The organism is Paenibacillus sp. IHB B 3415 (assembly GCF_000802655.2).
GTDB lineage: Bacteria > Bacillota > Bacilli > Paenibacillales > Paenibacillaceae > Paenibacillus_AQ > Paenibacillus_AQ phytohabitans.
In genome coordinates this window covers 24,122-46,964 of sequence record NZ_JUEI01000023.1, presented here as the reverse complement: position 1 = coordinate 46,964, position 22,843 = coordinate 24,122, and the positions used below count along the sequence as shown (strand labels likewise).

Annotated in this window: 25 protein-coding genes; 4 read left to right on the top strand and 21 right to left on the bottom strand. The window is 51.2% G+C overall.

All coding sequences use genetic code 11. From position 1 onward, the window contains the following. Nucleotides 1-78 precede the first annotated feature (78 nt). The 7 genes from QW71_RS37950 to QW71_RS12905 all read right to left on the bottom strand — a co-directional run bounded on the left by QW71_RS37950 (nt 79) and on the right by QW71_RS12905 (nt 5,185). On the bottom strand, nt 79-2,904 hold the full coding sequence (locus tag QW71_RS37950; protein ID WP_052770003.1) for a DUF927 domain-containing protein: 2,826 nt from the start codon (nt 2,902-2,904) through the stop codon (nt 79-81). After that, on the bottom strand, nt 2,855-3,205 hold the full coding sequence (locus QW71_RS12930; RefSeq protein WP_039298352.1) for a hypothetical protein: 351 nt from the start codon (nt 3,203-3,205) through the stop codon (nt 2,855-2,857). The genes QW71_RS37950 and QW71_RS12930 overlap by 50 nt, the downstream gene beginning before the upstream one ends. 22 nt (nt 3,206-3,227) lie before the next feature. Beyond that, nucleotides 3,228-3,443, bottom strand: a complete 216-nt coding sequence (locus QW71_RS12925) for a hypothetical protein (RefSeq protein ID WP_039298348.1) — start codon at nt 3,441-3,443, stop codon at nt 3,228-3,230. Beyond that, a complete protein-coding gene (locus QW71_RS12920) occupies nt 3,440-3,637 on the bottom strand; it encodes a helix-turn-helix domain-containing protein (protein ID WP_039298345.1) in 198 nt (65 codons plus the stop codon). Before QW71_RS12920 ends, QW71_RS12925 begins: the two co-directional genes overlap by 4 nt. After that, nucleotides 3,630-4,277: a helix-turn-helix transcriptional regulator gene (locus QW71_RS12915; protein WP_039298342.1), complete on the bottom strand. Its 648-nt coding sequence runs from the start codon at nt 4,275-4,277 to the stop codon at nt 3,630-3,632. The genes QW71_RS12920 and QW71_RS12915 overlap by 8 nt, the downstream gene beginning before the upstream one ends. 192 nt (nt 4,278-4,469) lie before the next feature. Further along, a complete protein-coding gene (locus QW71_RS38950) occupies nt 4,470-4,799 on the bottom strand; it encodes a hypothetical protein (RefSeq protein ID WP_052770002.1) in 330 nt (109 codons plus the stop codon). Between the two features lie 155 nt (nt 4,800-4,954). Beyond that, on the bottom strand, nt 4,955-5,185 hold the full coding sequence (locus tag QW71_RS12905; protein ID WP_047013768.1) for a helix-turn-helix transcriptional regulator: 231 nt from the start codon (nt 5,183-5,185) through the stop codon (nt 4,955-4,957). A 153-nt stretch (nt 5,186-5,338) separates the two neighbouring features. On the opposite strand from QW71_RS12905, the gene QW71_RS12900 reads away from it, so the two are divergent. The 3 genes from QW71_RS12900 to xerC all read left to right on the top strand — a co-directional run bounded on the left by QW71_RS12900 (nt 5,339) and on the right by xerC (nt 7,464). Then, nucleotides 5,339-5,821, top strand: a complete 483-nt coding sequence (locus QW71_RS12900; RefSeq protein WP_039298339.1) for a helix-turn-helix domain-containing protein — start codon at nt 5,339-5,341, stop codon at nt 5,819-5,821. An 83-nt stretch (nt 5,822-5,904) separates the two neighbouring features. After that, the gene (locus QW71_RS41310; protein WP_039298335.1) at nt 5,905-6,171 is read left to right on the top strand and encodes a group-specific protein; all 267 of its coding nucleotides are present in this window, start codon (nt 5,905-5,907) and stop codon (nt 6,169-6,171) included. Nucleotides 6,172-6,222: 51 nt separating this feature from the next. Beyond that, complete coding sequence (gene xerC, locus QW71_RS12890) at nt 6,223-7,464, top strand: tyrosine recombinase XerC (protein WP_039298332.1); 1,242 nt, start codon at nt 6,223-6,225, stop codon at nt 7,462-7,464. Between the two features lie 174 nt (nt 7,465-7,638). On the opposite strand, the gene rlmD is transcribed toward xerC, so the two are convergent. The 4 genes from rlmD to QW71_RS12870 form a co-directional block, all read right to left on the bottom strand. After that, entirely contained in the window at nt 7,639-9,126 is a 1,488-nt protein-coding gene (gene rlmD / locus QW71_RS12885; protein ID WP_039298329.1) for a 23S rRNA (uracil(1939)-C(5))-methyltransferase RlmD, read from the bottom strand. Between the two features lie 471 nt (nt 9,127-9,597). After that, a complete protein-coding gene (locus tag QW71_RS12880; RefSeq protein ID WP_039298327.1) occupies nt 9,598-10,491 on the bottom strand; it encodes a diacylglycerol kinase in 894 nt (297 codons plus the stop codon). A gap of 308 nt (nt 10,492-10,799) precedes the next feature. Further along, entirely contained in the window at nt 10,800-11,570 is a 771-nt protein-coding gene (locus QW71_RS12875; protein ID WP_200905919.1) for a sirohydrochlorin chelatase, read from the bottom strand. Between the two features lie 3 nt (nt 11,571-11,573). Continuing rightward, entirely contained in the window at nt 11,574-11,864 is a 291-nt protein-coding gene (locus tag QW71_RS12870) for a YerC/YecD family TrpR-related protein (RefSeq protein ID WP_019913624.1), read from the bottom strand. 429 nt (nt 11,865-12,293) lie between these two features. Here QW71_RS12870 and QW71_RS12865 point away from each other — a divergent pair, with 429 nt between their 5' ends. Continuing rightward, nucleotides 12,294-12,842 (top strand): hypothetical protein, encoded by a 549-nt coding sequence (locus tag QW71_RS12865; RefSeq protein WP_039298313.1) that lies wholly within the window; start codon nt 12,294-12,296, stop codon nt 12,840-12,842. Nucleotides 12,843-12,966: 124 nt separating this feature from the next. On the opposite strand, the gene corA is transcribed toward QW71_RS12865, so the two are convergent. From corA to QW71_RS12815, 10 genes are all read right to left on the bottom strand, one after another. After that, the gene (gene corA, locus QW71_RS12860; RefSeq protein WP_039298311.1) at nt 12,967-13,926 is read right to left on the bottom strand and encodes a magnesium/cobalt transporter CorA; all 960 of its coding nucleotides are present in this window, start codon (nt 13,924-13,926) and stop codon (nt 12,967-12,969) included. Nucleotides 13,927-14,130: 204 nt separating this feature from the next. Next, complete coding sequence (locus QW71_RS12855; protein ID WP_039298308.1) at nt 14,131-15,033, bottom strand: response regulator; 903 nt, start codon at nt 15,031-15,033, stop codon at nt 14,131-14,133. A 3-nt stretch (nt 15,034-15,036) separates the two neighbouring features. Next, entirely contained in the window at nt 15,037-16,326 is a 1,290-nt protein-coding gene (locus tag QW71_RS12850; protein WP_039298305.1) for an ATP-binding protein, read from the bottom strand. A gap of 87 nt (nt 16,327-16,413) precedes the next feature. Then, nucleotides 16,414-17,064, bottom strand: a complete 651-nt coding sequence (locus QW71_RS12845) for an amino acid ABC transporter permease (RefSeq protein WP_039298303.1) — start codon at nt 17,062-17,064, stop codon at nt 16,414-16,416. 31 nt (nt 17,065-17,095) lie between these two features. After that, nucleotides 17,096-17,746: an amino acid ABC transporter permease gene (locus QW71_RS12840; protein ID WP_039298474.1), complete on the bottom strand. Its 651-nt coding sequence runs from the start codon at nt 17,744-17,746 to the stop codon at nt 17,096-17,098. Between the two features lie 161 nt (nt 17,747-17,907). Next, on the bottom strand, nt 17,908-18,759 hold the full coding sequence (locus QW71_RS12835) for a glutamate ABC transporter substrate-binding protein (protein WP_039298300.1): 852 nt from the start codon (nt 18,757-18,759) through the stop codon (nt 17,908-17,910). A 32-nt stretch (nt 18,760-18,791) separates the two neighbouring features. Next, nucleotides 18,792-19,520 (bottom strand): amino acid ABC transporter ATP-binding protein, encoded by a 729-nt coding sequence (locus QW71_RS12830; RefSeq protein ID WP_039298298.1) that lies wholly within the window; start codon nt 19,518-19,520, stop codon nt 18,792-18,794. Nucleotides 19,521-19,852: 332 nt separating this feature from the next. Next, nucleotides 19,853-20,842: an inorganic phosphate transporter gene (locus QW71_RS12825; RefSeq protein ID WP_039298295.1), complete on the bottom strand. Its 990-nt coding sequence runs from the start codon at nt 20,840-20,842 to the stop codon at nt 19,853-19,855. A gap of 13 nt (nt 20,843-20,855) precedes the next feature. Then, a complete protein-coding gene (locus tag QW71_RS12820) occupies nt 20,856-21,473 on the bottom strand; it encodes a DUF47 domain-containing protein (RefSeq protein WP_039298293.1) in 618 nt (205 codons plus the stop codon). Nucleotides 21,474-21,677: 204 nt separating this feature from the next. After that, nucleotides 21,678-22,781 (bottom strand): DUF3048 domain-containing protein, encoded by a 1,104-nt coding sequence (locus tag QW71_RS12815; protein WP_039298290.1) that lies wholly within the window; start codon nt 22,779-22,781, stop codon nt 21,678-21,680. Nucleotides 22,782-22,843: the final 62 nt, after the last annotated feature.

Below are 22,843 nucleotides of genomic sequence, written 5' to 3'. Positions count from 1 at the left end.
AACCAGAATACAGAATCCCTTTTACAGCAAGGGTTTTCCCGTTCTCAGTGTCATGCCATTTATTGAGAACATTGAGAATTAATCCTGACCGAATTCTGAAAATCGATCCTTTGTATCAAAGGACCATTCAAGCTTGGTCATATCAAAACAGTATGTCCAGGGATTTCCTCCGCCCAATCTACGTCTCCATTTGGTACGCTGTGGGGCTGCCTTGGTCCACCCCTTCTCTTTCCAAGCCTTTGATATAGAAAGAGGCTCATATCCACGTGATCTTAGATGTTCGTCCAGCAAATCATCAATCACAAAAAGTTCATCTTCTTTAATCTCACCGAACAGCCTCCCCTGGAACGGCTGCCCGCCCCCATTAATAATAAATTGCCTATTATTTGTGGTCACCCAGCTCATCACAGACTCGAGTGCTTCCTCAGCTCGATCCAGCTCCGGAGAGCCCCCGGTAACATCCATCCACGATTTCTCTAGATCACCTGCAGCATATAGCCCCTGGCCAAAGCAGGCATCGAACATCTGCCCAGTCACATCAACCAGCGCCATGATCCGCGACAACCGCATGGCCACTTCTCCTGCAGTTCGGCTGATCTGCAGATACCGTTCGCAAGCATCGCCGAACTGCTTCTTCCAGTAGGTCATATCAGCTGTCAGCAAGAAGCGAATCCACGGCTCCGCCATATGACCGTAGTTCTCGCCTACCAACTTGTTCAGTTCCTGGACCAGCCGGGCAGCTTCAATATCTGCCGTGATAAATGGTGATCCCTCCAGAGACAGCACACGGCCCACGCTGCCGCCGTCTTTGGCGAAGCTTGTAACTCTCTGCTCACCGGTTGAGAGCATCACGGTCTGCCAGCCAGCGCTTACCTGAGTACCTTTCAGTGATCCTCTGCCCTTCCCCTGCCCGCTGCTGAACTGGTATACGATTGGTCGCGCTGTTCGCTCGTCCGTCTTCTTCGTATCGTCCAGGAAGAGCGGCAGGTGATTCATAGTTGACGCATACCGCTCAATGGCTACCTTTGTCATATTCCACTGCCGGAAGATTCCCGGCTTGGTTTCATCCGGACTTCCGAAAAGACTGGCTGCGATTCTCAACGCCGTGGTCTTCCCTCTGGATGTGCTGCCTGCCAGCTCGAATATATAAGGGCTCTCGCCCCAAAGACTCAGCAGCGGCGCCGACAGCGCGGCATAGACTGCCATTTTAACCGCGGGGAAAGGCTTGATCCGCTCCAATGCCAGCAGCGTTCCTTTCAGCTCTCCCTTGATATGAAAGCCTCGTGCTGTTTGACCATCCCCTGCATCTTTCGGCATGAACTGAATGTCCCCTTCGCCAATGAAGCGTTCGCCAAGCAGGAACCCGCCACCAATCCATCCGAGCTGATTGCTTACCTTCCTTGTAGCCAACCGGTCTGCATTTTCCGACTCGAAGCGGCTGATATAGGCTGCCAACTTCCGGGCGTTCTCCGAATGAACCGGCAGCCCATAGTCCGATAGATTAATGAGTTTCTTAGAATCGGCGAAAGTGCTACGGGTATCTGAAACAGATTTCGTCCCCCTGTTGCTCACCCATGAGACCTCTAGCCCCTGCGTGTGATCTGTCAGGTTCGTGTAGCGACCAGTGACGGCAACCAGGCATTCACAAACACCAGCCTTCCGCACCTCACCGCTTTTCAGAGGCTTGACTTCAAATAGCTTGCCGGCAATGACCTCAAAGCCTAGCGGAATCTTAATGCCGGCTAAGTCTATTGCCGTCTCTGCGTCAGTCTCATAATCAAAATCAGGATCACTGCCGAAGGCTTCCTGAATCTCAGCTGTAGCCTCTTCTTGGATTAATCGCTGAATCTCATCCAGACCATGCGCAAACTTAACCATTTCTAAATGACTGGGCTTCTGATCTACCTCCTGCCCTTCAGGGGCATCCTCGTCCAAATGGCCGAAGAGGTGGATCCGGACAAGATCAAAAGCATTATGACTATGACCATCAGCCACCGGATCGCTATCTTGATGCGAGTACACCAGCTCCTGATCCGGAAACACCTCCAACCCGTTTCCGCTGCTGCCCTGTGTATAGGTGAAGCGGTTTGTCATGCTGCCCGTTACATATATTTCAGACAGGAACTCATTAATTGCAGCTTCGATGGAGTAGACCCGGCAGAACTGCCCAACGATACCTCGTTTGGCTCTAGGATCCTGCGGCTGCCGACCAGTGAAGCGGGAGGGCGTCTCGCTGGGGTGTTTTGGCCAGTTGGCAGGATCTGCCCAATCTGCTTTGTACATCCCTAGTACGTGATTAACTCCAAATGCAGCCCCCTCCGATTCCACGAATAAGGGCTCTGCATCTTTTGAGCAAGATGGTAAGTACATCAGTCGATTGACATCAAAAGTGGTCTTGTCAAAATGGTCCATTCCGATAAATGACGCGATCATTCTCGAAACTGCCGAGCATTCGTCCGGCGTCATTTCTCTATCCATCAAAATGATCAATCGGTACTTGGGCTTTCCGTGACGGTGGCTATGCGTGGAGTAAACCACGTACGCATAGCCACCAATCATCAGATCCACCGTCAAAAGGAAATGTTCGGCCGGAGCATCTACATCCAGAGTAATCAGGCTCCGTACATCCACGTTTTCCTTGCGACGCCGGCCACTCTTGACCAAGCCGCCGACAAAAGCTGGACCGTTTTTGACGGCCCCTTTCTCTTCGCGGCTCAGCTTGTCGTATTGTTTCATCGTTTCGTTAGTGCGACGAGCTACGCGTAGACGGTCTACAAAATCCGGCCATTTCAAATACTCTACTTTCCAGTTGGCATCTGTTGCATTTCGCCCGAAGCTTATCGGCAGCTCCGCTTCATGAATGACTGGCATGGTACCTTGCCCGGCCGCGTCCCGCTTCTGCATTCGCCGCACCTTCTTTCTTCTGCTGCCGCAAGAAGCGATCAATATCAAACGTCCCCCGCTTGGTCATGAATGGCTGCAATTGAGCAGCGAATATCGAAATTGCCCGTGGGTCATGCGAATCAAATGCGAAATCCCGTGTTTTCCCGTTATTGAAGACTGCCCATAGCACTCCTGCATGTCCTTCTTCCTCTGCCCGGTCCATTGCCACATCAAGTGCAGCGTGGCGGCGGGCGTAGGGAACCGACCAGTTATTTATGATTTCGCCTTGCAGATTTATGAGTGAAAACTTTACTGTCTTCAATCGCTTCAGCTCCTTCCAGCACTTAATAATCTTTCACAAGCCGAGCATCAATCACAGAGGATAAGCAAGCCTGCTCACTATCTCCCATATCAGCTACGACTTCCAGCAGCTTCTGGCCGGCTTGTTCACGCGTATAGCTCTGATCAGTCAAGAGGGACATTGCTTCGTTTAAAATCGAATACTTCCAGCTGGTCAGTAACGTCATTTCAACTAAGGCTTTACGCTGTTGTTCGTTCATGCCATCCCTCCATTTTTCATCCATTCTTCAATGACCTCACGATGAAATAAAATCCGGGACCTTACACGAAGATGCGGCATGGCTCCTTCCCTGCAAGATTGATATATCGAAGTTGATGATACCCCTATCATTTCTGCAACTTCAGAAACTGTAAGCGTCCGGCGATGCACTGGTGCCTGCTGAGTTTCATGCATGGCTCACTTCTCCTTTCTGCTTGTATGCTTCCTCCCGGCCCCAATGAATCTGATCCAGTGAGAAGCAGCGATATAATTCACAAAATCTCTCTGCCAGATTGAGGCGGGTCTTACTGCAGTCCAGTTCCAGCTCCCGCAGCCTCTTAGTTTTGATTCCAAGCAGTTTGGCCGCTGCCACTTCGGTGTACCCCGCCCGCTCCCGGGCCCTGCGCAGCGTGATAGCAGCTGGCGCTGTCCTCTTCGGCGCAAATGCAGCTTGACGTTTGAACCTCCCAGGAACGTATCTAGGCTCTCTCTGCTCTTCCACATACAATGAATAGCCACAATGATTGCAGCGGACCAGCAACGAATGATGGCCCGTCTTGCGGTCATATCCTCCCCGGACCTCCAGCGGAAAGCCACAGCAGCGGATCGTGCGTTTGACGGCAATGCTCAAAGCCTGTTTCGTTTCACCCAATGTGGTATTCAGAAGATTCCGCTTCTCATCAACAGACTCGTAATTGTCATCATCCAGAATGCGCCGGCCTTCAGCCATAACAAGGTTGAACAGTGCAGGCAGTTTTCCATTTGCAATAATTCTTGTGAAGCTGGAAGTCAGAAACTCCGCCTTCGATTCTGTTTTTGGTAAGATGGTTGACATGGTGATTCCTCCTGAGATCGGGCCTCGCTCTTGACCATCAAAGAAGTATGAAGGTATAATTGACGCCAATAGCACCCATAGTTTTGTAATAATGATCGTCTTAACGCGTCCCGGCCAAGGAAGCTGCGTTAAGACGATTTGTATTTTCTACTGTCCATACGTCCATTGACAACGCCTCCTACGAACTCCCCCTCAATATGGCGACTTACGATAATGAGCCGCCGCCTCTTCCAGAGTGACCATGTCGAAGCGGTTATGAAGTCTGTTCACCAGTGCTTGAATCTGCCCCTCAGTGAACCCCTCACCCTCCGCAGCTATGATCGTATAACCAGCAGCTGACTGATTGCTCCACCCCTGCACTGATAACTTCTCTGACTCTTGCACTCCTGCATGATAGGCTTTAATCAGAAGCTGCTCTACCTCATCCAGCAATGCGATCATGTCGAGTTCCATTCCTCGAGGGAAATACTTAAGTGCCAGTTCCCTGCGCTGCGGTGCGGTCGTGTAATCTAGATCATTCAAAGCTATTGACCTCCTCTCAGGTATGAATGATTTACTTCCTGTCAAAGCTGCATAATGGAGAAGTCTGCGCCATTAGTTCCAGTGCGATCAGATTCCCCTGCCTGGTGCGGACATACAGACGGCCGTTTATCAGGACACCGTAAAGTTTCACAACTTTATGCCCCCTGATCCGTGCGATCTGATGTGAGCTCGAAAATATCCTCAAATTCTACACCGAGAGCATCAACTATTTTCTTTGCTACCGGTGGGCTTGGGTTACGCTGCCCATTGCAAACCTGCTGCGCGGTCACTTCGCCAATTCCTGCGGACTTGGCAAGTTGACGCCGGGTCAAGCCGCGCCGATACATCAACTCCGTAAGCTTTTCCATTTTTATAATGGCTTTCATAGGTTACCACTCCTTCCACGTTTGTTATCTATAGATACTTTGTTGTCTGTAGATACTATATCATTCTGTAGGCACCAAGTAAAGAAAAATGTTTCTTTAGATAACAAAGTGGTATATAGTGTGTGTAACAGTATATTGAAAGGAGTAATTTAATTGAATCATAACGAATTTGGGATATTCCTTAAAAAACAAAGAACTTTCAAAAGCTATACCGTTCGCCAATTAGCTGAGTTAGCCGATATATCACCGTCTTACATTACAAATCTGGAGAACGGAAAGCGGGACTTGCCTTCTCCCGAAGTATTGAAGAAGTTATCTGAGCCCTTAGATGTTTCATTCCAAAAACTCATGGTTATTGCAGGGCATGTAAAATATGAGGACTGGTTTACGAACAAAGTTACAGGAGAGGAATATGACGAATTATTCGTTTCCGATATGCTCGGTTTTCCCTCACGCGAAGAATACCTTGAAGAATTGTTGAATACTAGAGCTGAATTGACTCATCTTTTAAATCACAAAGAGCCAACCTACAACGGGCACATGCTCACACAAGAGGATCGGCAGCGCGTTCTGGACATGCTGAAGGCCCTCTTTCCTGAATATCAGCAGCCTGCCAAAAAATCGGGCGAAGAATAACATTCTTGCATAACCCTTTAACCAAACTTGCATTTCTTACATCTTCCCATATCAAAGAATCTTCAGAAGGGCGTGAGAGCCTTATGATAGACATAACCGTTAACGTCGACAGGACTGAGCTACTTAAACTATGCCGTCAACATATTGCGGAGAGAATTAAGGAATTTGACGCTGAATTTGTTTTTTGGGATTCGGCCGAATTGCGAAGGAGAACCTGTATGAGCTGGAATACTATTCAGGACACATTCTTTTTCGATCCACGCTTTCCGAAGCGCAAGGTCGGAGGAAAGTGGTATTATCCAGCTCGAGAGACGCGGGCATTCCTTGAGCAATGGTTGGCCGAATACTAAGGGTGTGGGATTAATCCACCCCCTTCATTTATCGAAAGGAGCACATCAACAATGGCGAACATTCAAAAGCGCGGCGACAACTCTTGGTGCTTTACCGTCTATACCGGCGTCCTGGCCAACGGCAAATACGGCCGCCGCACCAAGACCATAACCATAACCGATGAATCACTGCTCAAGACGAAGAAGCGGCTACAGGATCACCTGGACATGGAGTATTCAAAGTTCCGGGAGGAGGTCCAGGCCGGGGAGTACATCGCTCCGCAGAAAATGACCATTGCGGCTTTTGTAGAGGAGTGGCGGACGAAATACGCCGTGAAGCAGTTGGAGCATAAGACCCTCACAGCGTATGAGTCCCACCTGAAAACTAGGATCTTGCCAACCTTCGGCCACATGAAGCTGGAGGATGTGAAGCCGCTCCATATTGTGGACTTCCTTGAATCGCTCAGCCAGGACGGCGGACGGGGCGATAAGAAAAGCGGAGGGCTGGCCTCTGGTACGGTCCAGATCAACCACCGTGTTCTTAAGAACATCTTCTCCCGCGCCGTTGAATGGAAGATCATTAAGAGCAATCCTGTGGCTGCTGTTCAGAAACCAAAGGTCACCAGCAAGGAGATTGTTCCATATGATGAGCAAGAGGTGAAGTTGCTACTTCAGGCGATTGAGAAGGAGCCCTTCCACTGGCGCATGATGATTACCTTGGCTCTGACTACCGGCATGCGGCGCGGCGAGCTGCTGGGACTGGAGTGGAAGCATGTAGACTGGAAGACGGGGGTAATTGATGTTTCCCAAACGCTTGTCCAAGCCCTCAAGGGTGAGATCATCGTCAAGGAACCGAAAACCAAAAACTCCAAACGAAAGGTTACGCTGCCGGCTTCAGTGCTGGAGGAGTTGCGGGATTACTACGCCTACAGGGTGAAGGAGCGGGACAAGCTGGGCGATGCCTGGAACGGGAGGGATCGGGAAGGCCGGGAATGGCATTTCATGTTCTGCCATTCAGACGGATCCCCTTTCCATCATGAGCGCCCTTACCTATGGTTCCGGCAATTCATCCAGAAGAACAACCTGCGCTATATCCGCTTCCACGATCTGCGTCATACCTCGGCCACGCTGCTCATTAACCAGGGCGTTCATGCCAAGATCATATCGGAGCGGCTGGGTCACGGGAATATCAGCACAACGATGAATATTTACGGCCATGCTCTCCAGTCTGCGGACCAGGCTGCAGCTGATAAGCTGGACTCCCTGTTTTCCAAAAAAGGAAAAAGCGCAAAAATAAAGACGCTTCAGGAGTAATTCCCGAGCGCCTTCTTACTTTCTTTTATGTCGAATTATATTTATTTACTGGCGATTATTTAGGTTTTTCACATCAATTTCACATCAATGTACAATCAGGCTCACTGTCCCACTAACTTCCACGCGTCTGTATCATCGCAAAAACCTTGATACATAAGGACTCCCTCCACTGTACTATTTAAGCTCCAGTAAAGCGACTGATTCGATATGTGTCGTATGCGGAAACATATCCACCGGAGTGACCTCCACGGTTCTGTACCCTCCATCCTCCAGCACCCGCAAATCCCGGGCCAGGGTGGACGGGTTGCATGATACATACACCACACGCTCCGGCTTCATCAGCAGGATTGTCTCTAATAACCTAGGGTCGCAGCCCTTGCGCGGCGGATCGACAACGATAACGTCCGGGGTGATGCCCTGCTCTTTCCAGGCCGGGATGACATCCTCTGAAGCGCCGACTTCAAACTTCACATTGGTCATGTGGTTAAGCTTGGCATTGGCACGGGCGTCTTCAATAGCTTCGGGCACAATTTCCACACCGTACACTTGGTCAGCATGCTGCGCCAGGAACAGCGAGATGGTTCCGATGCCGCAGTAGGCGTCGATTACGGTCTCGCTGCCGGTTAACGCAGCGTAGTCCAGGGTTCTGCCGTACAATACCTCGGTCTGTACCGGATTCACCTGATAGAAGGAACGTGCTGAGATGGCAAATTGCACATCTCCGATATAATCGTAGATCACATCGCTACCCCATAAGACGCGGGTATCGTTACCGAAGATAACGTTGGTCTTCTGGGTGTTAATGTTCTGGCAGATGCTCGCCACTTCAGGAAGCTGCTCACGGATACTGCCGAGCCAGGCATCCAGATGCGGGATATCCCGGCCATTGGTTACCAGCACCAGCATCATCTGGCCGGTGCGGAAGGCCTTCTTCACCACAACGTGGCGCAGCAGTCCGCGGCCGGTCTCTTCGTCATAGGCGGTAATGCCAAGCTCGCGGCCTAGGCTCTTCACGGTGGCGACGACCTTGTCATTATCTTCATGCTGAATCAGACAGGTCTCCATGTCGATGATCCGGTGGCTGCCGCGTGCGTAGAAGCCGCCGACCAGGCCGCCATCGGTTACACCGATCGGCACCTGGGCCTTGTTGCGGTAACGCCAAGGCTCGTCCATGCCGAGCGTAGGCAGGACAATAATGCCTTCAGCCGGGGAAGCTGCTTCCGCTCCAGCGGCGCCAGTACCTCTACTCGCCGCACCCGCCACCTGCAGCTTCCCGATCCGCTGCAGGTTGTCCACCACCAGCTGCCGTTTCCACGCCAGCTGGGCGGTATAGTCCATATGCTGCAGCTGGCAGCCGCCGCATTGATCATAGATTGAGCAAGGCGGCCCTATACGGTCGGGGCTGGCCTGCACAAGTTCCATCAGCTTGGCGTAGCCATACTGCTTCTTGGTCTTCAGCACTCTGGCGCGGACCTTCTCACCGGGGAGAGCGCCCTGCACAAAAAGGGTAAAGCCCTCTACACGGCCTACCCCTTCACCTTCATGGGTCATCCCAATAATATCGAGCAGGACCTCATCATTCTTATTCACTGGCAGTCCGGCGACAGAAGCCGGCCCTTGTTCCCGGCGGCTTGCGCTGCGCCCGCTGCGGTGTTTACTCATGTGTATAGGTTCACTTCTTTCATTATCTTCACTATTAATCTTGTTAACCTTAATAATAGCTCATTCATTTATCCGAATCATCCCGTTTAAGCTCTTTAAACAAAAAACTCCAGCCCAGCGCCGCTAAGCTTGGAGATTAGGAGCCTATATGAGCCGTACATCCATGACATGACTTCAGGTTCGTAATGACAATCCTCGTGATCCTTACGGACCTTAAAGCCGTTATTTACTCAAAAAGGTACGTTTCAGCCGTGCTAACGGACCGTACCGCGCTTATTCCCTCCCCAGCAGGCATTTCTGAGGTGATAGACCACACATAAAGGCGCTGGAGTCCGTTAGCATGCGTAAAAGTGTCTTCTGGCGGAAATAAGAGCCTCTCAGTCCGTTACCGGCTGGCGGCCTCTCCCGACAGTCAGCTCCTTCCGATCAATGAGCTTAACCGGATATCCCTGCTGCCGGATTCCGCTAAATCTAATTATTCTGCGCGAAGATCCGCAGATGATGAGGCAGAATACTGAAATTGCCCGGCAGCGTGCCGCCGAGTTCGCCGTCCAGATTAAGCTGGACGTGGCCTGGGGAGGTAACCTCCATCGCATCCGTGCGGAAATGGATAACCTTCTTGTCATTCAGATGATCCCCGCGGATCGTAAGCCGGACCAGCCGGATGAATTCGGCCAGGTTGCATTTCTTGACGGCAATTACGTCGAGCAGACCGTCATCGATTCTGGCACCCGGAGCCAGCTTCTCGAAGCCGCCGACGGAGTTCGTATTGGCGATCAGGAAGAGCATGAACTCGTCATGGATCATCTCTTGGCCGTTCGCGCGGATGTACAGCTCCTGCGGAGCAAGGCTGGCCATCTTCTCAATACCCTTCAGGTAATAGGCAAGCTGGCCCATCATGGTCTTCAGCTTACTGGGAACCTCATAGGTAAGCTCCGTCAGCTGGCCGCCGCCGGCTATATTAATGAAATAACGGTCATTGGCTTTGCCGAGGTCAATCAGGCGCGACTCCTGGCGCAGAATCAGGTCACAGGAATCCTCCCAATTCTTCGGAATGCCCATGGCCCTGGCAAAATCGTTGGTAGTCCCGAGCGGTAATAAGCCGAGGGGGGGAAGGTTAGGCTTCTCAGCCATCCCGTTGATTACTTCATTGAGCGTACCGTCGCCTCCGGCAGCTATGATCAGATCATACGTACCGCGCTCTACAGCCTCAGCTGCGGCTGCTGTGGCATCGCCCTCTCCGGTTGTTGCATGACAGGAGGCTTCAATGCCGCCAACATCCAGCCGGTCTAAAATATCGGCGAGTCTTCTTTTCATTTCTTCCCGACCAGAAGTGGGATTATAAATCAATCTCGCAGTTTTCATTACCGGAACGCCACCTGTTTATATAATGGATAACCTTACTGATTATACCCAATTCAGGACCCCACAAGCAATGTCAGGGAGCTTTAGAGGATTATATTTATACTCCCGCGCAGCGCTGAAGACTCCTTAGCCCGTCAGAAAGTATAGATATATGTATGCGGCGGCTGCCAAAATAAATACTGGACGCATTCTATTTTTCCTATATAAGCTGAACTTAAGATACTAACTAAAGCTCAATCGTCACTACGGTGAATATTTGGACTTCCGGCCGCTGCCCGCCCCCAGATTTCTTGATTTTTTGTTATTTTCTAACCCCGGCCCCGCAGACGCTGCAGCGCCGCCTCGACCTGCCGTTCAATCCAGCGCGGCAGCAGCGGATGCGGCAGCAGGGTCTGGCCGGAGTAGGCATATTCGAGCCCTTCCAGCCGCTGCGGAATAACAACCTTGGTGAAATACCCCTCACTTAAAAAGAGCGGAGCCACCAGTACATCATGGCCCTGCTCCTGCCAATACTCCACTTTGCTTCTTACGCTGTCCGGGTTCAGCAGCCCGTAATCGGCCGCAGCCAGCCCGCTTATTTCCCGTACCCGCGCCGCGAGTGAGGAGATCCCCTGCTCCCAGCGCTGCCGGAAGCCCTCATGCCTGCTGCCGTGTCCGACGAGCAGCAGGGTCTCCCGCTCCGGATTCTTCGAGAGTTCCCGGAGCTTATCCCAGATCATCAGCGCAATGTCCGGATCGTCGTCGACGGGATAGCCGAAGTGGATCTGCGCTGTAACCCGGAACCGCTCCAGATCCGTCTCCCGTTCCGGAACCGGCTTAGCGCCCAGTGCATACTCTATCTCATCGATATGCGTACTGCCGGAGGACACAAACAAGGGGATCACAATAATATCTGTGACCCCTGCATGTTCCAGCTCGTCTATACCGTCCTGAATCAATCGTCCTTCTACCAGCTCGAGGAAAGATACCGCCACGGGAATCTCTTCCCCCAACGATAAATGACTCACGGCTTCCTCTACGATCGACACCCAGGTCTTATCGCGGGAGCCGTGACTGATCATCAGCACACCCGGCTGCATCAATTATCGTCCCAGACGTTCCAGCGTAAGCTTGTAGCCGTCATTACCGTAGTTCAGGCAGCGCTTCACACGGGAGATTGTTGCTGTGCTGGCACCTGTTTCTGCTTCAATTTGATTGTATGTAGACCCTTTGCCCAGCATCCGCGCGACTTCAAGGCGCTGCGAGAGCGATTGAATTTCGTTCACCGTGCACAAATCATCAAAGAACACATAACATTCTTCCATATTTTTCAATGTTAGAATAGCCTCAAATAATTGATCGATACTTTTATCGTTTAGCTTCTTAAGCTGCATCGTTAATCATCCCCTAAAAGTTTGGTCAGCATTAGCATCACTGATTAGGCTTCGTACAAATTGGATACTCTGAAGCATAAACTTAATGTGACTATCTTGCCTCTACTATATTGCACTGGAGCACATTTTTCAAGCATTAACGGTTTCACGCTGTAAAGAACGAAAATGATGGACAAACGTCCACCCCGGGCGCACACCACTAATGGGGCTTACGGCCTTCTTCCTCTGATTCCTAGGTTTTACCGCCTTAACTATAGTACTACAAAACCTCACGAAATCAAGCATGGACACGGTTTCTTCACTTCCGGAGGGTCCTTGTAGGCATTCGCCCTTTTCCGCTAGTATCCCGGTTACCCGGGCATTCGTCTATACCGTATGTTCGCCCATGACATACAGTATAGCAAACCACTAACGAAGGAATGTGATATTATGCCTGAGCATTACTATAATCATTCCCGCAGGGGAGGGCGTTCTCTGGCTGAACCGTACAATCCGTCGCCCTATCCGGGCCTCTCTTCCTATGCGCCTGTCCCGCTTCCCGGAGAACCCGGAATACTGCCTGCCTTCGGTGCTGAAGCTGCCGATACCGCACTTGCTGTACCCGCTGCCGAAGCTGCTACTGCGAAGGCCGGCGGTCTGCTGGGCGGCCTCGGCAACCTCGGGAGTCTCGCGAATATGGAGCAGATCAAGGGAATTGTCGACCGGATGGGCGGAATTGACGGGATTGTCAACTCCATGGGCAAGGTACAGAAGGTCATGCAGGGCTTTTCACAGATGGCTCCGATGGTGAAGCTGGTGATGGGCGGATTCGGCAAAGGCAAGGGAAGCTCAGCGGGAGCACTTGCGGCGGAAGAAGATGCGGCACTGTATACCCCCAAACGGCGCAAAAAAAGACGCCCAACCACGCAGCGCCGCAAAAATACCTCCAAGAGCCGCAAAACCGGGGCCCCTTCCTCTGTTAAGCGCCGCCGTCCTTAAGCGGCGGCGTTTAACACGCCTTTTCTCTCTGCTGCCGGATTGCTGTATTCCATGAATACCCATGCGCCGTCAGCCACAATCATTCTTGTCTATCGCCGGTGCTTGTCCAGATCTCAGCACAGGTTCACTTAAACCAGCCGCTCCGCCGGAACCACCTGAACATCCCTACTCCCAGCACCAGCATCAGCACCAGCACCGCGAAATAACCATAATCCCAGTCCAGCTCCGGCATCACCCTGAAGTTCATCCCGTAGATTCCGGCGATCAGCGTCAGCGGCATAAATACGGTAGTAATCACTGTCAGTGTCTTCATAATGGAATTCATCCGGTTGGAGTTGAGCGAGATGTAGCTGTCACGCAGATCGGCGGTCATTTCCCGGTCAACTTCAATCATGTCGGTCAGCTTCAGCAGATGGTCATAAATATCACCGAAGTAGATCCGTTCTTCCCCGTTGCTCTGCACATGCTGCGAGTTGACGATCCGGTACATCAGATCACGCATCGGCACGATCGTCCGGCGCAGCTTGAGCAGTCTTCCGCGCACGTTGAACACCTGACTCATCAGCTCTTCCACCGATTCACTATCGCTCTTGCTCTCCAGATCTGCCAGTTCATCCTCCAGGGTGTACAGCGACGGGAAATACCTGTCGACCAGCTTGTCCATTACCGTGTAAGCAGCAGCCATCGGCCCGCCCGACCAGCCCTTACGGCTATGAATTTCAGCTTGGACCATCTGCCACGCTTCCTCCATTTCCGATTTATTCTGGTGATGGTAGGAGACGAGAAATTTTTTGCTGAGAAAAAGGTCAACCTCTTCCGCCTCCAGCGTACGCTCATTAAGCGCATGCAGCACGAAGAACTGCACATCCTCGTAGTAATCCAGCTTCGGACGCTGCAGCACATGCATACAGTCTTCAATGGCCAGCGGGTGAAAATGAAAATAAGTGTCCAGCAGCAATGTCTCTTCTTCAGTAGGCATGGCAAAATCCACCCAAATCCAGGCATAGTTATCCAGCACTATACTCTGAAGCGGCAGGTCAGTCAGCACCTCGCCCTTATGCGTTACCGCAAGCGTTCGTATCATATATGAGTCCTCCACCTTATCCTGCTATCCGCCTTGCAACAGCCCGTTGCCTGTCGGCCTGCTACTATTGTAACGCATGAGGCCTACTATTATGAAACCTCTGTATCCGCCCGGACTCCTGTTATCTCAAAAAAATAACCGCCAGTCCGCTGGCAGCGGTTCCGGAGGTTTATTCTTTGCTTCATTTTCCGAATCAATCCCGCTCTAGCGGCCCATACCCTCCAGTACCTCCAGATGAAGCACCTGCAGGAACTTCTTAATGTTCACCTTCACCTTGCCGGTGTCGCGCCCCTGTTCAATCTCTTTCATCTTCAGGCGCACTTCTTCAAAGTCGAAATACAGCGGCGCATAATGCTCGAACTTCGGATTGCCGTAATCCGTCAGACCGATGGAAGCCAGGTTCGCCAGTCCGGCCGCCAGCGCCCGGCGCAGACGCTGTTCAATCGCTTTGACTTCCTTGGCAGCATCGGCTGGCACCGGTTTATATGTAGCGGCTGCCATTTCATACAATTCCTTGAGCGGCGGAAGGCTCCCGCTGTTCCCCCCCGCCACCGCCAGCTCCATGATCGTGATAATATCCCGGCTGCCGTTCTCCGAGATCATTCCCATATTCATCAGAATCGGCTGGATAATCTCCTTGACGGAACGTTTGCCGGACGGCATCTGCGGCATTCCGAACTGCAGCCCCTCCAGCTTGCCGAGCGTCAGCTTGATCTCATCCAGATAACGGCCCATCGCATAACGTTCATTCACCTTGTACAGCACAGATTCGACTTCAATCTTGTTGATCGGCTTACGGATGAAGAATTCAATCCCGCTTTTGTATGCGCGGCTGACCATATCTCCATTCTCAATCTGTGAGATCATCACGAATTTGGACCGGCAGCCCTGTGCCTGGAGGGAAATGATAGTCTCAATACCATCCTGGTCCGGCATCAGCAGATCCATAAGTACAATATCCGGCGTCTCACTCAGGATCAGGGCTACCCCCTCCTGCCCGCACTCCGCCGTACCCACCACTTCGCCAAGTCCGCTATCCTCAATAATATGCTGCAGCATTCTTCTTGCCGACGCGTCGTCATCTACAATACAGAAAGAAAGCGGCATTCTCTATTCCTCCTTCCGCAGCTTTGCACTCGGCACAATAATCTGGAACATGGCCCCTCCGGCATGCGACACCGGCTGAACGGTAATCGTTCCCTCGAACATATTCACTATATCCCGTACATGAGAGAGTCCAATCCCCGTAGCGGCGATTCCCTCTTCATCAAATTTCGTAGTAAAACCCGGCTCGAACAACAGCTCCAGGTCGCGCTTATGAATCCCTGCTCCGCTATCGGTCACTGTAAAAATGGTCATGCCGTCTTTCTCATAAGCATCCAGGTTGATGCTGCCTTTACGTTTGATGACTTCCACCGCATTGGCAGTGAGGTTGTTAAGCAGAGTCAGCAGAGGAATATAACTGTCGGTTGTGTAATCGGAGGTAATATGAATATGAAAATTGATCTGCTTGCCCAGCATTTCGGCGTATTTGGCATTGCTCTTGACCGTGAACCGCAGAATTCCCGATAACTGCATATCACCGGTGACCTCGCGCTCCACCAGCTTCACAAGCCCGGCCAGAATCCGCTGGGAATCCTTCTTCACCTCATGGATCTGCTGGGTGATATCCAGCACCTGCCGGCTATACGGCTCCGGTCCTTCCCCTGCCTTCAGATTGCGGTACAGCTCGAAGCTGTTTAGCGTCACATTCTCCAGTGTTCCGATGGATTTCTTCAGATAGAATACTTCGCCGTACAGGCCGGAGCCGAATCCGAGCATCTGCTCAATCCGCTCATTCTGCTCACGCGCTCTGATCCGCATCTGGCTGACCGAGATACTACTGTATACCCCGGTTGTGAAATACGTACGCAGGACAGCAATCGCCATCAGATAAGTCCACTCGTTCAGCCGGAAGGAGGCCGAATCCAGCACAATCAGCCGCGTCAGCAGCTCCATTTCATTCGACAAGAGATCGATTACCGCGGCAACAGCGCCCAGCACCAGCGGATGGAAGGTATCCAGCCGGCTTTTGATGGCATGCATCAGCAAGGCGAACACAATATAATAGACCATCGCGGAGAAATGACTGTTCAGGCTCTGCTCAAACGTCAGTCCGCTTCCTTCTACTGCATCCATTGCTGTCCGGAACAGCAGGACGACCACACCCGTAGCAATGCCTGTACTGATATACGGCAACTGCCTCATTAAAAGCAAAAACAGCAGAAAAGCGCTGCTGCCCATTGCGATCCGGAAGATGTCGCCATCAAACGGATTTATTTTGAATTCACCGGCCACAGCGGTAACGACCGCTACCAGCAGAATCTGTGCAACTCTCATTCTCAGAATAGATTGTCCCATCGCCACTGCTCCTGCCTAGAGATGTTGACAACTATAGTATCATACCCGCACTTTATTTTATACGGCTTTGCCCCGGTCCCGCTCGATTTATGCTGTTTTGTTCTCAAGTCTTCTGGAGAGCATCGACAGCAGGAAGTTTACGGTGAAATAGATCAGCGCCACGAGCGCCAGCGTCGGTATCGCGTAGCCATAGCTGTGCCCGATTACGATATTCGCATTGTGCATCAGCTCCGGCAATGAAATGACTACCGCGAGCGAGGTATCCTTCAGCAGCGAAATGAACTGGCTGACCAGTGGCGGAACCATCCGCCGCAGTCCCTGGGGGAGCACGATATGCCACAGAGTCTGAAAATTGCTGAGACCGGAGGAACGTGCAGCCTCAATCTGCCCTTTATCAATGGACGTCAACCCGCCTCGGACAATCTCAGCGATCATCGCCGCCTCGAATATCGTTAGTGCAGCAATTGCCGCCGTAATCAGTCCGAGCTTAATCCCTACCTCCGGCAAAGCGAAGCGGATGAAGAATATGATCAGCAGCAGCGGCAGATTACGGATCACCTCGACCAGGTAGAACATTACCGGAGACAATACCGGTACTTCCGAATAGCGGATGACTCCAATAATACAGCCAATGACAAAACTCAGAATGATCGATACAAAGGCAACGATCAGCGTAATATACAGTCCGTCCAGCAAAAACTTCAAATTATCGGCGGAGTATGCACCAATAAAATCCATGATATCCCTCCTTTATGCTTTGAGTGGCTTCTTAATATTTGCGCTGTAGTCTGCGTTCCCACACGCGTACGCCGTAGCTGAGCGGAAGGGTAAGTACCAGATAGAACAACGCCACGAAGATGTAGGTGTCGAAGGTACGGTAAGTCTCTGTTGAGATACTGTCCGCGAAATACATCAGATCAAGGCCGGCTACCAGAGTCAACACCGAGGAGTTCTTGATCAGGTTGATGAACTGGTTGCCGAGCGGCGGGATAACCAGCTTGATCGCCTGCGGCAGAATGATATGCAGCATCGTCTGTATGTAGCTTAGGCCGGATGAACGCGAGGCTTCCATTTGTCCCTTGGGAACAGCCATGATTCCGGCGCGGATCGCTTCGGCGATGAAGGCCGAGGTGTATACCGCAAGTCCGATCGTTCCTGCCTTGAAGCCGTCCAGCGTAAAGCCCAGAGCAGAAGGTCCATAATAGAAGATGTACACTACAAGCAGCAGCGGGATATTGCGGATGAACTCCACATACGCCGTTCCGAACCAGCGCAGCGCTCTCACGGTAGTAATGCGGAAGACCGCAATTACCGCTCCGATCAGGAAACTGCCGATCAGGGCCAATACACTGGACAGCACGGTGCCGTAGAACCCTTCCATATACAGCCCGAAATAATTCGTTAATATTGAAAATTCCATAGATTTCACCTGCCTTTGCCCAAAGATGAGTTCATTCTTGCCCCACATAGGAATCCTTCCTATAAACAAGTAGAAACGGCAGTGCCATCCTCATGGGATGGCATCCGTTTCTGCGAGTAATATAAGGCAGGTTGTTAAGTAAGCTGAAGCTTAGAACATGCTTATTTCGCTGGAGCTTTACCAATCCATTTCGTATAAATGGCATCATACTCACCGTTTGCTTTCAGTTCAGCCAGTGTATCATTCACGGCTTTAACTACATCGGTGTTGCCCTTTTGTACTGCAATGCCGTAAGGCTCATCGGTGAACGGCTCGCCTACAACTTCATAGCCCGGGTCCTGCGAAGCCATACCGTACAGAATCGCATCATCTGTAGTCAGTGCATCGCCTTGGCCGGCCTTCAGGGCGCTGAATGCATCCTGATAGTTATCGAATTCAAGCACGGTTACACCCGGCACTTTTTCTTTGATATTCTTAATGGAGGTTGCGCCCTTGGAGCCCAGGATCTTCGTATCCTTCGTTACGTCATCCAGTCCGGTAATCGGGCTGCCCTTCTTCACCAGCAGGGATTGGCCTGCCTGGAAATAGACGTCGGAGAAATCAACTTCCTTCTTGCGTTCCTCAGTGATGGTCATTGTAGCTACAACCATATCGATTTCGCCGTTATTCAGCATCGGAATACGTGTCTTGGAGGTTACTTCCTTCAGCTCGATCGCGTTCTCGTCACCCAGAATTTTTTTGGCGATGGCTTTGGAGATATCAATGTCGAAGCCCTCTACGTTGCCGGATGCAGGGTCCTTCAGACCGAACAGGCGGGTGTCGTACTTCACGCCTACGAGCAGCTTGCCGCGTTCCTTGATCTTGGCAATCGCCTCAGAGTCAGTAGCCGTTCCTGCAGCAGCGTCATTTCCTCCGGCATTGTTCTTGGCATTGTTGTTGCCGCAGCCGGCAATCACGAGCATAGCCGCAATCATCAGTACACTTAACATTTTGAAGCTTTTGGACATTTTCATTTCTGTTCCTCCCCTGAATCCTATATATTTGTTTAATGACTTAATACACGGCTGAGAAACGTTCGTGTCCGGTCTTCACGCGGACTGGCGAAGAATTGCTCCGGCTCCGCTTCTTCCACGATCTGTCCCTGATCCATGAAGATTACCCGGTCGGCCACCTCGCGGGCGAAGCCCATCTCATGGGTAACGACAACCATCGTCATGCCCTCGCGGGCCAGAGTCCGCATAACATCGAGTACTTCCCCGACCATTTCCGGGTCAAGCGCCGAGGTCGGCTCATCGAACAACATAATCTTCGGCTTCATCGCCAGCCCCCGGGCAATCGCCACACGCTGCTGCTGTCCGCCGGACAGCTGTGAAGGATAGGACTGTGCTTTATCGGCAATCCCGACCTTTTCCAGATAATACATCGCCGTCTTCTCGGCTTCCGCTTTGCTTAGCCCGAGCACCTTAATCGGCGCGAGTGTGATATTATCGATCACTTTTTTATGCGGGTACAGATTGAAATGCTGGAAGACCATTCCGATCTCTTTGCGCAGCTTGTTGATATCTGTCTTGCGTTCATTTACAGTTATACCGTCAACGGTCAGTCCGCCGCTCGTAATAGCCTCCAGTCGGTTAATGCAGCGCAGCATAGTGCTCTTGCCGGAGCCGGAAGGACCGACTACGACAACCACTTCCCCTTCCTGAACATGCAGGTCAATGGCTTTCAGTACATGGAAATGTCCGTAATGTTTGTCTACCTGATGAAAGTCGATCAACGACAGGGCCTCCTTTGTATATCATTATGTGTTTGTCAGCTATGGTAACACTTAAAACACACCTTACTTTAAAGACTACCGAAAACTACAAAAAACTACGAAAACCTTTAATCACCCATGTCATTTTCTTTTCTAAATGTGACGTATTTCATTTTCTTTTTACGCCTATTAATGTTTTTTATCAGTTCGCTGTAACTTATTGTGACATTCCTCTCTTGAAAAACCAAGATACTCCCCGCAAACTCAAGAAAAGCTGGAAACACAAAAAAAGATGTCCGCAGCCATTCATGGCTTCCGCGACATCTTGTACGGGCAATCTATTCAATTCAAATCTAGAAAAAGAGTTTGAAGATTACTCCCGCCAGCACTGCGCTGATCGGAATGGTAATAAACCAGGTCACCACGATACGTCCGGCTACTCCCCATTTCACGGCGGAGAAGCGTTTAGCTGAGCCTACCCCGAGGATTGCAGAGGTAATGGCATGTGTCGTACTTACCGGCAGATGAAGCAGTGTAGCTGTGAAGATAACGGACGCGGCCGAAATATCTGCTGCGAAGCCGTTAATCGGCTCAATTTTGAAAATCTTGGTACCCATGGTCTTAATGATCTTCCAGCCGCCGATGGACGTTCCGAGCGCCATGGATGTTGCCGCTGCGATCTTAACCCAGAGTGGTACATGCATAGTGTCGAGCCGTCCTGACGTAACGAGGGCAAAGGTGATAATCCCCATCGCCTTCTGGGCGTCATTCGTACCATGTGTGAAGGATTGGAGCGCCGCCGTAATGATCTGCATGGAACGGAAACCCTTGTTCACGGTATGCGGACTGCGCTTTGCAAAGATCCACTTTAGAATCATCATCACAACATAACCGATGGCAAAAGCGATCAGCGGGGAGAAGATCAGCCCCTCCACAATCTCAATGAACCCATGCCATTTCACATTCTCCGAACCTGCACCTACATATACCGCTCCGGCCAAAGCTCCGATAAGCGCGTGGGAGGACGACGATGGAATCCCGAGCCACCAGGTTACCAGATTCCAGATAATCGCCGCAATGAGCGTCGCAATAAGAATATCTATCCCGTTATCCAGGAGTGCCGGGTCAGCAATGCTGCCGCCGATCTTCTTCGCTACGCCTTCAAACATCAGCGCACCGATAAAGTTCATACTTGCTGCCATCATAATGGCTGTACGCGGCTTCAGCGCGCGTGTAGAGACTGAGGTAGCGATTGCGTTGGCCGTATCATGGAAACCATTGATAAAGTCAAACGCCAGCGCAAGAAATATAACAAAACCTAGTACATATATAGATGTATCCATATTTCAGAGCCCCTTATGAATTGCGCATGATGATCGATTCCAGCATGTTGGCTACGTCTTCACATTTATCCGTGGTCGTCTCCAACCGCTCGTACAATTCTTTGCGCTTAATCAGCTCAATCGGGTCTTTTACAGTTTCGAACAGGGCCTTCGTACAGATACGAAGCACTTCATCGCCTTGGTTCTCCAGATCATTCAGACGGATCGTGTATTCACGGATCGCCAGCAGCTTCTTCTGGGAGAGCAAATGAACCGCTTTTTGGATTTCATACGCACTTTGGCGCAGAATTTCCGCGAACTGGACGATATACTCATCCGCGTCCAGCAGGTTATACATATAGAAACGCGAGGCAGAAGCCTCCAGACCATCAATAACATCATCCATGCTTGTGATCAGGTCCATGATGTCATCACGTTCCAGCGGCGTAATAAAAGTTTTGTTCAGTTCCTTGATGACGGTGTGCGTGTAGGTATCGCACTGGGATTCGTATTTCTTCATCACCCCGGCGAAATTCTCAACATTGTCCTGGAGAGTTGAAATATTCTGAGCGAAGTAATCTGCCGCCTGAACAATGGTATCGGCCATGTTTTCCAGCGTCTCAAAGAATATATCCTTTTTTCTCAACTTCATTAGCTTTAAACCCCTTTACATAAAATTGCCGTGAAAACGTGAAGCCACCCAAATGTAAACAGCATGAAAATGAATGACAACCCTTGTTATCTTATCATATCAATAGAATGGATAGAAGTAAAAAACCGAACTTTTTTACACTATAATAACAATTCCCTGTAATTGCGAAAATAATCATATGAACGGTTAATTATCCGGCGCTTATCAGGTGGGACTAGGTGCCAGCGCATAATCGACATGGCTGCCGAAGGATGGGCTGTTCGGTACAATCAGAATATGCGTTATGCCGGGGTACATCAGCGCTTCCTTGCCGTCTTCTTTCACGAACCGAATGATGTCCCCGGGCCTGCGCGACCATTTGCCGGGAATCGCTACTCCGCGCTGAAACAGCAGCGCTTCCCCGCCCAGCTCCACATCCACCTGCAGCCTGCCGACTTCATCGAGCACCTTATGGTCAGAGCCCATTACGATTACGTTCGCCGCTGCCACCGGACTGTTATTATTCAGATCCAGATGCGGTTTGCCGTTCACCCAGCGGATATAGGTGCGCTGCTCAGCATTATATTTATACCCCACCGTATAGCTCTTCAGCAGGAAGCTTACATTGAATTCCAGCGCGGGCTCTCCCTCAGTAGGCGCATAATCCGGATCTGTGAAAAGCAAACCGGGAACCTCCACGCTTTCGGCAAATCCCAGCTTCCCTGCACCTTCCCGCAGCTTGGCGGCATTGCTGTACAGATTATGCGGGGCTTTGCGCTCCTTGTCCCGCCAGAAGTAGGCACCTGCACGGCCGATCTCGTCCATGTCCTCCTTCTTCTCCTTCTGCAGAATGGCGTAAGCCGCCGGACTGCCTCCCGCATGCACAGTCACACCGCCGTAACTCTCGCCAATGTCGAGCAGATAAGGGCGGATACTGCGGATCGGGCCGATCTTCACCACCCCGGTATGACTCTGGAAGATTCCGATCAGGCGGGTAATTCCGCCCTCCGCCAGTACTTCGTAGAGGATATCCGCTTCGCTGACTCCGGATTGCGGCCGGGCGGCCGGGGCATTATTGATCATGACTGCGAGCGGCCGGGGCAGCGTTCCGTCCGTAGCCGGAAGCCCCGTTAATCCGGATACTATTCCGGCAGCAGGCGTTATTGTCGGAGTGGGCTGCGCAGCTTCTGTCGGCTGGGGTTCAGCAGTAGCTGCTACTGTAGTCGGCACTGGAACCGTTACTGCATTCTCTGTGTTGCAGGCGGAGAGCAGGGCGGCAGCAAGGACAAAGACATATGTAGGGCGGGCTGAAGACCGGTTTATCGTCATAAACTTGTTGTTCCTCCTAAAGTTTTATCAGTAAGCTTTCTTTCATTTAATCATAGCTGGCA

Coding starts and splice junctions, on each gene's coding strand:
- QW71_RS37950 (WP_052770003.1), bottom strand. CDS start 2,904: ATGCAGAAGCGGGACGCGGCCGGGCAAGGTACCATGCCAGTCATTCAT.
- QW71_RS12925 (WP_039298348.1), bottom strand. CDS start 3,443: ATGAACGAACAACAGCGTAAAGCCTTAGTTGAAATGACGTTACTGACC.
- QW71_RS12920 (WP_039298345.1), bottom strand. CDS start 3,637: ATGCATGAAACTCAGCAGGCACCAGTGCATCGCCGGACGCTTACAGTT.
- QW71_RS12915 (WP_039298342.1), bottom strand. CDS start 4,277: ATGTCAACCATCTTACCAAAAACAGAATCGAAGGCGGAGTTTCTGACT.
- QW71_RS12905 (WP_047013768.1), bottom strand. CDS start 5,185: ATGAAAGCCATTATAAAAATGGAAAAGCTTACGGAGTTGATGTATCGG.
- QW71_RS41310 (WP_039298335.1), top strand. CDS start 5,905: ATGATAGACATAACCGTTAACGTCGACAGGACTGAGCTACTTAAACTA.
- xerC (WP_039298332.1), top strand. CDS start 6,223: ATGGCGAACATTCAAAAGCGCGGCGACAACTCTTGGTGCTTTACCGTC.
- rlmD (WP_039298329.1), bottom strand. CDS start 9,126: ATGAGTAAACACCGCAGCGGGCGCAGCGCAAGCCGCCGGGAACAAGGG.
- QW71_RS12880 (WP_039298327.1), bottom strand. CDS start 10,491: ATGAAAACTGCGAGATTGATTTATAATCCCACTTCTGGTCGGGAAGAA.
- QW71_RS12875 (WP_200905919.1), bottom strand. CDS start 11,570: ATGCAGCCGGGTGTGCTGATGATCAGTCACGGCTCCCGCGATAAGACC.
- QW71_RS12870 (WP_019913624.1), bottom strand. CDS start 11,864: ATGCAGCTTAAGAAGCTAAACGATAAAAGTATCGATCAATTATTTGAG.
- QW71_RS12865 (WP_039298313.1), top strand. CDS start 12,294: ATGCCTGAGCATTACTATAATCATTCCCGCAGGGGAGGGCGTTCTCTG.
- corA (WP_039298311.1), bottom strand. CDS start 13,926: ATGATACGAACGCTTGCGGTAACGCATAAGGGCGAGGTGCTGACTGAC.
- QW71_RS12855 (WP_039298308.1), bottom strand. CDS start 15,033: ATGCCGCTTTCTTTCTGTATTGTAGATGACGACGCGTCGGCAAGAAGA.
- QW71_RS12850 (WP_039298305.1), bottom strand. CDS start 16,326: ATGGGACAATCTATTCTGAGAATGAGAGTTGCACAGATTCTGCTGGTA.
- QW71_RS12845 (WP_039298303.1), bottom strand. CDS start 17,064: ATGGATTTTATTGGTGCATACTCCGCCGATAATTTGAAGTTTTTGCTG.
- QW71_RS12840 (WP_039298474.1), bottom strand. CDS start 17,746: ATGGAATTTTCAATATTAACGAATTATTTCGGGCTGTATATGGAAGGG.
- QW71_RS12835 (WP_039298300.1), bottom strand. CDS start 18,759: ATGAAAATGTCCAAAAGCTTCAAAATGTTAAGTGTACTGATGATTGCG.
- QW71_RS12825 (WP_039298295.1), bottom strand. CDS start 20,842: ATGGATACATCTATATATGTACTAGGTTTTGTTATATTTCTTGCGCTG.
- QW71_RS12820 (WP_039298293.1), bottom strand. CDS start 21,473: ATGAAGTTGAGAAAAAAGGATATATTCTTTGAGACGCTGGAAAACATG.
- QW71_RS12815 (WP_039298290.1), bottom strand. CDS start 22,781: ATGACGATAAACCGGTCTTCAGCCCGCCCTACATATGTCTTTGTCCTT.